The 11,190-nt window shown below is 69.7% G+C and carries 14 protein-coding genes and 1 pseudogene; 13 read left to right on the top strand and 2 right to left on the bottom strand.

Annotation, left to right across the window (positions count from 1 at the left end; translation table 11 throughout):
* Positions 1–34 precede the first annotated feature (34 nt).
* The 13 genes and pseudogenes from VGN18_RS03180 (at position 35) to VGN18_RS03120 (ending at position 10,138) form a co-directional block, all read left to right on the top strand.
* The gene (locus tag VGN18_RS03180) at positions 35–697 is read left to right on the top strand and encodes an L-threonylcarbamoyladenylate synthase (protein ID WP_327538186.1); all 663 of its coding nucleotides are present in this window, start codon (positions 35–37) and stop codon (positions 695–697) included.
* Between the two features lie 13 nt (positions 698–710).
* On the top strand, positions 711–1,937 hold the full coding sequence (locus VGN18_RS03175) for an MraY family glycosyltransferase (protein WP_327538185.1): 1,227 nt from the start codon (positions 711–713) through the stop codon (positions 1,935–1,937).
* A 147-nt stretch (positions 1,938–2,084) separates the two neighbouring features.
* Positions 2,085–2,291, top strand: a complete 207-nt coding sequence (locus VGN18_RS03170; protein WP_327538184.1) for an AtpZ/AtpI family protein — start codon at positions 2,085–2,087, stop codon at positions 2,289–2,291.
* A gap of 16 nt (positions 2,292–2,307) precedes the next feature.
* Complete coding sequence (locus VGN18_RS03165) at positions 2,308–2,709, top strand: ATP synthase subunit I (protein ID WP_327538183.1); 402 nt, start codon at positions 2,308–2,310, stop codon at positions 2,707–2,709.
* A gap of 28 nt (positions 2,710–2,737) precedes the next feature.
* Positions 2,738–3,469, top strand: a complete 732-nt coding sequence (atpB, locus tag VGN18_RS03160) for a F0F1 ATP synthase subunit A (protein ID WP_327538182.1) — start codon at positions 2,738–2,740, stop codon at positions 3,467–3,469.
* Between the two features lie 66 nt (positions 3,470–3,535).
* Positions 3,536–3,796, top strand: coding sequence for a F0F1 ATP synthase subunit C (locus VGN18_RS03155; RefSeq protein ID WP_327538181.1), 261 nt, complete (start codon positions 3,536–3,538; stop codon positions 3,794–3,796).
* 24 nt (positions 3,797–3,820) lie between these two features.
* Positions 3,821–4,372: a F0F1 ATP synthase subunit B gene (locus tag VGN18_RS03150; protein ID WP_327538180.1), complete on the top strand. Its 552-nt coding sequence runs from the start codon at positions 3,821–3,823 to the stop codon at positions 4,370–4,372.
* Positions 4,369–5,193 carry a F0F1 ATP synthase subunit delta gene (locus tag VGN18_RS03145; protein ID WP_327538179.1) on the top strand — a complete coding sequence of 275 codons (825 nt, stop codon included), beginning with the start codon at positions 4,369–4,371 and terminating at the stop codon, positions 5,191–5,193. The genes VGN18_RS03150 and VGN18_RS03145 overlap by 4 nt, the downstream gene beginning before the upstream one ends.
* 82 nt (positions 5,194–5,275) lie before the next feature.
* Positions 5,276–6,829, top strand: a pseudogene (gene atpA / locus VGN18_RS03140) (F0F1 ATP synthase subunit alpha); the annotation flags it as partial.
* A 21-nt stretch (positions 6,830–6,850) separates the two neighbouring features.
* On the top strand, positions 6,851–7,840 hold the full coding sequence (locus VGN18_RS03135) for a F0F1 ATP synthase subunit gamma (RefSeq protein WP_327538177.1): 990 nt from the start codon (positions 6,851–6,853) through the stop codon (positions 7,838–7,840).
* A gap of 2 nt (positions 7,841–7,842) precedes the next feature.
* Positions 7,843–9,297 carry a F0F1 ATP synthase subunit beta gene (gene atpD, locus VGN18_RS03130; RefSeq protein ID WP_327538176.1) on the top strand — a complete coding sequence of 485 codons (1,455 nt, stop codon included), beginning with the start codon at positions 7,843–7,845 and terminating at the stop codon, positions 9,295–9,297.
* Positions 9,298–9,301: 4 nt separating this feature from the next.
* Positions 9,302–9,685, top strand: a complete 384-nt coding sequence (locus VGN18_RS03125; protein ID WP_349259819.1) for a F0F1 ATP synthase subunit epsilon — start codon at positions 9,302–9,304, stop codon at positions 9,683–9,685.
* Positions 9,686–9,733: 48 nt separating this feature from the next.
* Entirely contained in the window at positions 9,734–10,138 is a 405-nt protein-coding gene (locus VGN18_RS03120) for a DUF2550 domain-containing protein (protein WP_327538174.1), read from the top strand.
* Here the strand turns inward: VGN18_RS03120 and VGN18_RS03115 are convergent.
* Positions 10,090–10,593 (bottom strand): gluconokinase, encoded by a 504-nt coding sequence (locus VGN18_RS03115; RefSeq protein ID WP_327538202.1) that lies wholly within the window; start codon positions 10,591–10,593, stop codon positions 10,090–10,092. The two genes, VGN18_RS03120 and VGN18_RS03115, sit on opposite strands and share 49 nt — an antisense overlap.
* Positions 10,594–10,616: 23 nt before the next feature.
* Positions 10,617–11,189: a cob(I)yrinic acid a,c-diamide adenosyltransferase gene (locus tag VGN18_RS03110; protein ID WP_327538173.1), complete on the bottom strand. Its 573-nt coding sequence runs from the start codon at positions 11,187–11,189 to the stop codon at positions 10,617–10,619.
* Position 11,190: the final 1 nt, after the last annotated feature.

The following is an 11,190-nucleotide window of genomic DNA, read 5'->3' as shown; positions in this document are numbered from 1 at the left end:
CGCCGCCCTCACGGCGATGAGGCAGGATGGCCCCGTGGCCCTGTTCTTCCATTGCAGTGATCCCGACACCCGGGTCGACGCCATCCAGACCGCCGCTCACAGCGTGAGCTCGGGCGAGCTGGTCGTGCTGCCCACCGACACGGTCTACGGTCTCGGCGCCGACGCGTTCGACGCGGTGGCGGTGGCCGACCTGCTGCGGGCCAAGGGGCGCGGCCGCGACATGCCCGTCCCGGTGCTCGTCGGCTCGTGGTCGACCATCGACGGCCTGGTCAGCACGGTCGACTCGCGCACCCGCCTGCTGGTCGAGGCCTTCTGGCCCGGCGGCCTCACGCTCGTCGTGCGGCACGCCCAGTCGTTGACCTGGGATCTCGGCGACTCGCGCGGCACGGTCGCGATCCGCATGCCGCTGCACCCCGTCGCCATCGAGCTGCTCGAGAAGACCGGACCGATGGCCGTCTCGAGCGCCAACAAGTCGGGGCACCCGCCGGCGCAGACCGCGGCCGAGGCCCGGGCCCAGCTGGGCGACGACGTGGCCGTCTACCTCGAGGACGGCCCGGCGCCCGAGGGTGTCGCCTCCACCATCGTCGACGTCACCGGCCCGCACCCGCAGATCCTGCGGGTCGGCGCCGTCACCGAGGACGCGCTCCGCGCAATCGTGCCCGACATCATCGGCCTCGGCGCCCCCGCGAGCCCGTGAGCCGGCGGACGCCATGACCCACCCGAGCCTGGAGTACGTGCTCGTCGGCTGCATCGGCGCGCTCGTGACCTTCCTGCTCACCCCGCTGGCCCGCCGCGCGGCGATCCGTTGGGGCGCGGTGGCCCTCCCGCGCGACCGCGACGTGCACGCCGTCGCCACCCCGCGCATGGGCGGCGTCGCACTGTTCGCCGGGGTCGCGCTGGCCCTGTTCGTCGCCCAGCGGCTGCCCACGCTGCACGGGGCCTTCGACAAGGGCCCGGAGATGGCCTGGGTGGTCGGCGCCGCCGCGATCATCTGTCTGATCGGCATCCTCGACGACATCTTCGAGCTCGACTCGCTGACCAAACTGGCCGGCCAGGTACTCGCCACCGGCCTGATGGTCACGCTCGGCGGCGTCCAGCTCGGCTCGTTCTACTTCCCCTTCGGCGACAGCGGCACGGTCGTGCTCGGCAGCGACCTCGCGATCCCGGTCACGATCCTGCTCACCGTCCTGACCATCAACGCGATGAACTTCATCGACGGGTTGGACGGCCTCGCCGCGGGCGTCACGGCCATCGCGGCCGGCGCGTTCTTCGTCTTCTCCTACCACCTGACCCAGCAGGGCTATCTCGATGTCGCGGCCACCCCGACGCTGCTGGCCGCCGTCCTGGCCGGGGCGTGCCTGGGCTTCCTGCCGCACAACTTCTTCCCGGCCCGGATCTTCATGGGCGACTCGGGCTCGATGCTGGTCGGCCTGCTCCTCTCGGCCGCGGCGACGACCGCCACCACGAGCGCCGACCCGCAGTCGTTCAAGAGCGCGTTCGGCGGCCTGCCGCTGCTCCTGCCCCTCCTGATCCCGGTCGCGGTGCTGGCCCTGCCGTTCGTCGACCTCCTGCTCGCCGTGTTCCGCCGGGTCGGCCGGGGCAGCTCGCCCTTCGCACCGGACAAGCAGCACCTGCACCACCGCCTGCTCGAGATCGGGCACAGCCACCGCCGGGCCGTGCTGCTGCTGTACTTCTGGTCGGCCCTGCTGGCCTTCGCCGGGGTCGCGGTGTCGTTCAGCACCGGGCCGTGGGTCGTCGTCTCGATGCTGATCGCGCTCGTCGTGGTGGGGCTGGTCGTGTCGCTGGTTCCCGGCCTGCGTTCGCGGCTGCGCAAGGGCCGGGTGGTGACGGCCGCCGAGGACGACATCCGGGCCAGGAACCCGGCCTCCGGGCGGCCCCCGGTGCAGGAGCACCCCGTCCAGCCCGGTAGTGTCTGAGAAGAAGCCCAGCAGCAGCGGCCGGTCGTGGCGACACGCCGAGCAACTGGTGCGCTGAAGCACGGGTTTCCCCGGATGCCCCCGACTGAGGAGTTGCCGATGACTCACCCCGGTACGGACACCGACAGCTACTGACGGTGGACGCCGATGGCACCTGAATCCCCGAGCTGGCAGTCACTGCTCGGCATGGGCGCCGTCACCGCGGCCGTGCTCGCCCTCGGGATGGTTCTCGGCTGGCTGGCCGACTCCATCGCCGGTACCACCCCGGTCTTCATCATGATCGGCCTGCTGGTCGGCGTGGCGGGGGCGGTCACCTACGTAGTCAACGAGTTCAGACAGTTTCTCAAGAGATGAGCGGAGAGCCTTCACCGTGGAGCCGGTCGTATACACCCCGGTGTCAGCCGCTGCGAACCTGCGCAGATCGGCCCGTATAGGGGGCGTGCTCGGCGTGGTCGCAATCGTGATCACCGGGTTGCAGGGTCACCCGCTGATGGGACTGTTCGGGCTGGTCGGCATCGGCCTCGGCGCGGTGAACAACCTCATGCTGCAGCGTTCGGTACTCGCCTACGCCCGCGATGCCGCGATGAGCAAGAAGCGTTTCCGCAACGGCGTGTTCGGCCGGCTGGGTGGCATCACCCTGGTGGCCATCGCGATGGGCCTGCTGATCCGTCCCGACGGTCTCGGGGTCTTCGCCGGCCTCGCGGTATTCCAGATCCTCATGCTCGTCGGCGCCGCGGTGCCGGTGTTCCGTAGTCTGCGGCCGTCGTCATGATCGCCTCAACGTTGGGAATGGTGAAGTAGTGAGCGCCCAGAACCTGGCCATCAACATCACGCCGGGCGAGCACATCGAGTGGCACGTCGCCGGGCTCACGCTCAACGGCGACACGATCACCGCCACCCTGATCGCCGGCGCGATCATCCTGCTCATCGGCTTCCTGATCCAGCGCAAGTCGAGCACCCGCCGGCCGACCAAGCTGCAGCTCGCGTTCGAGACCATCACCGAGCAGGTCGAGCGCCAGGTCGAGGACACGATGGGCATCAAGACCGCCCCGTTCGTCGTCCCGCTGGCCATGACGCTGTTCGTCTTCATCCTGATCGCCAACCTCATCGCGATCGTGCCGACCGGCCACCACCCCGAGTACGCGCCGCCGCCGGCCTCCGACGTGAACCTGACCTACGCGCTGGCGATCCTGGTCATCGGCACCATGCACGTGGTCGGCATCCGCAAGCGCGGCGTACGCGGCTTCTACGGTCACCTGTTCGAGAAGCCGCGCGTGATGATCCCGCTGCGCCTCGTCGAGGAGGTCATGAAGCCGGTCACGCTGGCACTGCGACTCTTCGGCAACATCTTCGCCGGCACGATCATGGTCGCCCTCATCGCGGCCATGCCGGCCGCGATCCTCTGGCTGCCCGACATCCTGTGGAAGCTGTTCGACGCCTTCATCGGCCTCATCCAGGCGTTCATCTTCGCGCTGCTGACCGTGCTCTACATGAGCTCGATCGCACCTCACGAGGAGGGCGCGCACCACTGACCACGTCAGGTTCGGACCAGTACGACAATTCAGCTACACGTCAACGTCAGAAGGAATTGAGGAGAAATGGCTAACACGCTCATCCAGGGAATCGAGACCGCGGGCGGCCTCGTCGGTGGCGGCCTCGCGCTCGGCGGCGGCGCGATCGGCGCCGGTATCGGTGACGGTCTCGCCGGCAGCTCGCTGATCCAGGGCGTTGCCCGTCAGCCCGAGGCCCAGGGGCAGCTGCAGACGCTGTTCTTCCTGACCGTCGGCCTGGTCGAGGCGGCGTACTTCATCAACCTCGCGTTCGCCGTGCTCTTCGTGTTCGTCCTGTCGAGCAAGTAAGCAACGGAACAGGGAATCCCCGTCATGGCCCAGCCCCACACCGTGCTCGCCTCGGGCAACTTCCTGGTGCCCAACGCGACCTTCATCGCCGAGTTCTTCGCCTTCATCCTGATCCTCGGGATCGTCGCGAAGTACATCCTGCCCCGGCTGCAGGGCCCGCTGCGCGAGCGGCAGGAGCTCATCCGCCAGCAGATGCAGGACGCCGACGACGCGAAGGTGCGTCTGGGCGAGGCGGAGAAGAAGTACCAGGAGGCGCTGAACGAGGCGCGCACCGAGGCGGCCCAGATCCGCGAGAACGCGCGCGCCGAGGCGCAGCGCACCATCGAGGAGCTGCACCAGAAGGCGCAGGAGGACGCGGCTCGCATCGTGCAGCGGGGCGAGGAGCAGCTGGCCAGCCAGCGCGCGTCCATCGTCCGCGAGCTGCGCGGCGAGATCGGCACCCTGGCCGTCGAACTGTCGGAGAAGATCGTCGACCAGCGACTCGCCGACGACGCCCAGGTCTCGGCCACGGTCGACGCCTTCCTCGCCGGCCTCGAGTCCCAGGAGAAGGCAGTGTCAGGAGGGACGGACGCATGATGCGTTCCGCCAGCAGGCAGGCGTCGGCGAAGCTCCGCGAGGAGCAGCACGCTGCGCTCGGCGACAAGGCGAGCGCGGCCGCGCTCACCACGCTCGCCGACGAGCTGTACGCCGTCGCCGGTCTGCTCGTCGCCCAGCCCCGGCTGCGACGCACGCTCGGCGACCCGGCGACCGCCCCCGCGGCCCGCACCCAGTTCGCCGAGAGCCTGTTCGGCAGCAAGATCGACAAGGTCACGCTGCAGGTGCTCAAGGCCGCGGTCGGCTTGCGCTGGTCCTCCCCGTGGGACCTCACCGATGCCCTCGAGCGCGCCGGTGGCGACGCGTTGTTCGCCGCCGCCGAGAAGGACGGCAACCTCGACCGCGTCGAGGACGAGCTGTTCCGTTTCGAGCGGATTCTCGACGCCGACGGTGAGATCGCGACCCTGCTCGACGAGCAGACCGCCGACGTCTCGCGGCGCACGGGCCTGCTCGAATCGCTGGTGGGTGCGAAGGTCTCGCCGCTCACGCTGACGCTGCTCAAGCACGCCGTGGGCAGCCAGCGCAAGCGCAGTATCGCGCTGGCCATCGACGACCTGCTCGAGCAGGCCGCCGTGCGCCAGGAGCGTTCGGTCGCCCGGGTCATCTCGGCCGTCCCGCTCACCGCCGCCCAGCAGGAGCGGCTCGCGGCCGCGCTCGGCCAGACGTACGGCCGGGCGATCAGCGTCCGCACCGCGCTCGACCCCAGCATCCGCGGCGGCCTGGTGATCCGCGTCGGTGACGAGGTCATCGACGGCAGCGTCGCCACCCGCATCGTCGGGGCCCGCACCGCCCTCGCCGGCTGATGCCGGCACCGCAGTACCCGCACCACCCCCGAACCGCACCGCCAGTAACCGCAGGCAAGACCCACGAGATTGAGGAAACTTCATGGCAGAGCTGACGATCTCCGCCGACGAGATCCGTAGCGCGATCGAGAGCTACGTCTCGTCCTATTCGCCGGAGGCCTCCCGCGAAGAGGTCGGCGTCGTTGCCGAGACCGGTGACGGCATCGCCCGTGTCGAGGGTCTGCCGAGCGCGATGACCAACGAGCTGCTCGAGTTCGAGGGCGGCACGCTCGGGATCGCCCTGAACCTGGACGTCCGCGACATCGGCGTGGTCATCCTGGGCGACGCGTCGAAGATCGAGGAGGGTCAGCAGGTCAAGCGCACCGGCGAGATCCTGTCGGTGCCGGTGGGCGACGCCTACCTCGGCCGCGTCGTGAACCCGCTCGGCCGGCCGATCGACGGCCAGGGCGAGATCGAGTCGAGCGAGCGCCGCGCCCTCGAGCTGCAGGCGCCGACAGTGGTGCAGCGCCAGGAGGTCCGCGAGCCGCTGCTGACCGGCATCAAGGCCATCGACGCCATGACCGCCATCGGTCGCGGCCAGCGCCAGCTGATCATCGGCGACCGCCAGACCGGCAAGACCACGGTCTGCCTGGACGCGATCATCAACCAGCGCGACAACTGGAAGAGCGGCGACGAGTCGAAGCAGGTCCGCTGCATCTACGTCGCCATCGGCCAGAAGGGCTCGACGATCGCCGCCGCCAAGAAGACGTTGGAGGAGGCCGACGCGATGGAGTACACGACCATCGTCGCCGCCCCCGCGTCCGACTCGGCCGGTTTCAAGTACCTGGCCCCGTACACCGGCTCGGCCATCGGCCAGCACTGGATGTACGCCGGCAAGCACGTCCTGATCGTGTTCGACGACCTCACCAAGCAGGCCGAGGCCTACCGCGCCGTGTCCCTGCTGCTGCGCCGCCCGCCGGGCCGCGAGGCCTACCCGGGCGACGTGTTCTATCTACACAGCCGGCTGCTCGAGCGTTGCGCGAAGCTGTCGAACGACCTCGGCGGCGGTTCGATGACCGGCCTGCCGGTCATCGAGACCAAGGGCAACGACGTGTCGGCCTACATCCCGACCAACGTCATCTCCATCACCGACGGCCAGTGCTTCCTCGAGACCGACCTCTTCAACGCGGGCGTCCGCCCGGCCATCAACGTCGGCATCTCGGTGTCGCGCGTGGGTGGCGCGGCGCAGCCGAAGGTGATGAAGGACGTCGCCGGCCGCCTGCGGGTGGACCTGGCCCAGTATCGCGAGCTCGAGGCGTTCGCCGCCTTCGGCTCCGACCTGGACAAGGCCTCGCAGCAGCAGCTGGCCCGCGGTTCGCGCCTCGTCGAGCTGCTCAAGCAGCCCGCCGCGTCGCCGTTCCCGGTCGGCCGCGAGATCGCCTCGATCTGGGCCGGCACCACCGGCAAGCTCGACGAGGTCGCGGTCGAGGACATCCGTCGCTACGAGCGCGAGTTCCTGGACTACATCCAGCACAACTCGTCGGGGCTGTTCGAGAGCCTGGCGACGTCCAAGAAGTTCGACGACGACCTGTCGGGGCAGCTGGAGAAGCTGCACGAGGACTTCGCCAAGCAGTTCCAGGCGACCCCCGACAAGTCGAGCAAGTAGTCGGGCAGCTGAATGGGAGCCCAACTTCGGGTCTACCGGCGCCGTATCCGTACGGTGTCGTCGACCAAGAAGATCACCAAGGCGATGGAGCTCATCGCGGCTTCGCGCATCGTCAAGGCGCAGCAGCGGATGAACAACGCTCGTCCGTACGCCAAGGAGCTCAGCCGCGCGCTCGCCGCCCTCAGCGGTGACACCACGCTGAAGCACCCGATGCTGACGGGCGTCGAGAACCCGCGCCGCGCCGGCATCCTGGTGATCACCAGTGACCGCGGCCTGGCCGGTGGCTACAACGCCAACGCGCTGAAGGTGGCCAACGAGCTCGCGAGCAAGCTCGAGTCCGACGGCAAGGAGGTCGACCGTTACGTCATCGGGCGTAAGGGTGCGGCGTTCTTCAACTTCCGCACCATCGCGCTCGCGGGCTCGTGGACCGGCTTCTCCGAGCAGCCGAACTTCACCGACGCCCGCGGCGCGACGGAGGCCGTCGTGACCGCGCTGTCGGCGACGTCCGAGGGCACGGTCCGTTCGGGGGGCGACGACGAGGAGAACGCAGACTCCGGCAAGCCCGGCATCGACGAGCTCTGGGTCGTCTACACCCGGTTCGTGAACTCGGTGACCCAGACCGCCACCGCGGTGCAGGTGTCGCCGATCAAGGACGCGGACGGCGACGGCGAGCACGGCGACGGCGACTCCGACTCCTCCGAGAAGGACGAGGCGGACACCGGCGGCGCGCTGTTCGAGTTCGAGCCCGAGCCGGCCCGGCTCATCGAGGCGCTGCTGCCGCGCTACATCAGCTCGCGGATCTTCTCCGCGCTGCTGGAGTCGGCCGCCTCGGAATCCGCGGCCCGCCGGCGCGCCATGAAGTCGGCGAGCGACAACGCGACCGACCTCATCAAGACATTCACCCGGCTGGCCAACCAGGCCCGCCAGGCTGAGATCACCCAGGAGATCAGCGAGATCGTCGGCGGCGCCGATGCTCTCGCCTCGGCAGGAGAAGAGCTGTAACTATGACGACTCTCGAGAAGAACGAGACCGACACCGAGGCGACGGGCGGCGGCACCGGACGCGTCGTGCGCGTCATCGGCCCCGTGGTCGACGTGGAGTTCGGCCGCAACGCCATGCCGCCGCTGAACCAGGCGCTGACGACCGAGATCGAGCTGGGCGAGCTGTCGAAGACGCTCACCCTCGAGGTCGCGCAGCACATCGGTGACGACATGGTGCGCGCCATCGCCCTGCAGCCCACCGACGGTCTGGTGCGCGGTTCCGAGGTCCGCGACACCGGCTCGCCGATCACCGTGCCCGTCGGCAACGGCACGCTCGGGCACGTCTTCAACACTCTCGGTGAGCCGCTGGACGTCAAGGCCGAGGATCTCGACATCAAGGAGCGGTGGTCGATCCACCGCGAGCCGCCGCCGTTCGACCAGCTCGAGTCCAAGACCGAGATGTTCACGACCGGCATCAAGGTCATCGACCTGCTGACCCCCTACGTGGTCGGCGGCAAGATCGGGCTGTTCGGTGGTGCCGGTGTCGGCAAGACGGTGCTGATCCAGGAGATGATCTACCGCGTCGCCGAGAACTTCGGCGGTGTGTCGGTGTTCGCCGGTGTCGGTGAGCGCACCCGTGAGGGCAACGACCTCATCGCCGAGATGACCGACTCGGGCGTCATCGAGAAGACCGCGCTCGTCTTCGGCCAGATGGACGAGCCGCCGGGCACCCGCCTGCGCGTCGCGCTGTCGGCCCTGACGATGGCCGAGTACTTCCGCGACGTCCAGAAGCAGGACGTGCTGCTGTTCATCGACAACATCTTCCGGTTCACCCAGGCCGGTTCCGAGGTGTCGACGCTGCTCGGCCGCATGCCGTCCGCGGTGGGTTACCAGCCGACGTTGGCCGACGAGATGGGTCAGCTCCAGGAGCGGATCACCTCGACGCGAGGTCACTCGATCACCTCGATGCAGGCGATCTACGTGCCCGCCGACGACATCACCGACCCGGCGCCGCACACCACGTTCGCCCACCTGGACGCGACGACCACGCTGTCGCGTCCGGTGTCGGAGAAGGGCATCTACCCCGCGGTGGACCCGCTCGACTCCACGTCGCGCATCCTGGACGCCCAGTACATCGGCCAGGAGCACTACGACGTCGCGAACCGCACGAAGCAGATCCTGCAGCGCTACAAGGAGCTCCAGGACATCATCGCGATCCTCGGTATCGACGAGCTGTCCGAGGAGGACAAGGTCATCGTCGGTCGCGCGCGTCGCATCGAGCGCTTCCTGTCGCAGAACACCTTCGTGGCCGAGCAGTTCACCGGCATCCCCGGTTCGTTCGTGCCGCTCGAGGAGACGATCGACGCGTTCAAGCGTCTGACCCAGGGCGAGTTCGACTCCTACCCGGAGCAGGCGTTCTTCATGTGCGGTGGCCTCGAGGACCTCGAGCGCAAGGCCAACGAGCTCAAGAACGCCTAGTTCGATGGCGACCATGCAGGTTGAGCTGGTGTCGATCGAGGCACCGATCTGGTCGGGCGAGGCGACGGCGATCTTCGCGCGCACGGTGGAGGGCGAGCTGGGCATCCTGCCCGGCCACGCCCCGCTGCTGGGCGCGCTCGAGCCGGGCTACGCGGTGCGCATCGACACCGAGGGCGGCGAGTCCATCCGGGTGGCCGTGCACGGCGGGTTCCTGTCCGTCCGCACGGACGGCGTGTCGGTGCTCGCCGAGCAGGCCGAACTGTCCGACGACATCGACGTCGCCCGGGCCCGCGAGGCGCTGAACCGCAGCGAGGGCGACGACGCGGACGACGAGGCGTCGAAGAACCGGGCGCGAGCGCGTTTACGCGCCGCAGGCGAGGACATCTGACCGCAGATCCCCGAGCAATCGGGCCGGGCCGTCGGATGGGGGACAGCCGTGCACACCGTGGACATCATCGCGGTGTGCGCGGCTGTTCTCGTCGTGGTCGTGGCCACCGCCGTCCTGGCCCGGCAGCGCTACATGCTGCGGATGAGCGGGTCGCTGCCGATGGCCGTCCAGCGCGGCAATCGCTGGCTCTACGGCATCGCGCGCTACCAGGGCGGCGAGCTGCGCTGGTACCGCGCGATCGGCATCGGCACCCGGCCGTCCCGGGTGCTGCGCCGCGGGGAGGTCGAGGTCGTCGCCCGGCGGGGACGCCTCGATTCCGAGCGCGGCGCACTGCCCGCCGCCGCGGTCGTCATCGAGTGCCGCTCGGACGACGAGACCTTCGCGCTCGCCCTCGGCGACAGCGCCTACACCGGCTTCGTGTCCTGGCTGGAATCGTCCGCACCCAGGGCCTGAATGATCGCGTCGACCTGGGCCGCGAGCGGCTGGTCGATGCCGACGCGGACCGCGCGCTCGTGCGGGCCGGGCGGCTCGAGGGTCGCGAGCTGGGAGTCCAGCAGCGCGACCGGCATGAAGTGTCCCTGGCGGGCGCCGAGCCGGGCCGCCAGCAGGTCGCGCGGCCCGTCGAGATGAACGAAGAGCACCGCCGGGCGGCGCAGGACGTCGCGGTAGCTCCGGCGCAGGGCCGAGCAGGTGACGACGGCGCCGTGCCCGGCGGCCAGTTCGGCGTCGATCCAGTCGGCCACGCGGGCCAGCCACGGGGTCCGGTCGTCGTCGGTGAGCGGCCGGCCGGCCGCCATCTTCGCGACGTTCGCGGGGGAGTGCAGGTCGTCGCCCTCGGCGAGGTCCCAGCCCAGCCGCGCGGCGAGGGCGGCGGCCACGCTCGACTTCCCCGAGCCGGACACCCCCATCACGACGACGACGGCAGGTGGGCTCAGCGCTCGCCGCCCGGCTTCCACAGCACGTCGCCGTCGGGGTTGGCGACCCGGCTCAGGATGAACAGCAGGTCGGAGAGCCGGTTCAGGTAGAGCAGTGCGTCGCGGTTGGTGTGCTCGGCGTCGGTCTCCCACAGCGTCCAGGCGCTGCGCTCGGCGCGCCGGGCCAGGGTGCGGGCGGTCTGCAGCAGCGCCGCGCCGGGCGTGCCGCCGGGCAGGATGAAGCTGTTCAGCTTGGGCAGTTCGGCGTTGAACTCGTCGCACCAGCCCTCGAGCCGTTCGACGTAGCCCGGCTCGACCCGCAGCGGCGGGTACTCCGGTTCCGGTACCACGGGAGTGCAGAGATCGGCACCGACGTCGAACAGGTCGTTCTGGATCGTCCGCAGCACGGCTGCGACCCGTTCCGGCAGCGCGCCGAGCGCGAGGGCCACGCCGATGGCGGCATTCGTCTCGTCACAGTCGGCGTAGGCCCCGACCCGGGCGTCGGTCTTGCGCACCCGTGACATGTCGCCGAGGGCGGTGGTGCCGTCGTCGCCGGTCTTGGTGTAGATGCGGGTCAGGTGCACGGCCATG

The organism is Jatrophihabitans sp. (assembly GCF_036000465.1).
Taxonomy (GTDB): domain Bacteria; phylum Actinomycetota; class Actinomycetes; order Mycobacteriales; family Jatrophihabitantaceae; genus Jatrophihabitans.
Note: the sequence above shows the minus strand (reverse complement) of the source record. Positions and strands in the feature narration are given on the sequence as shown.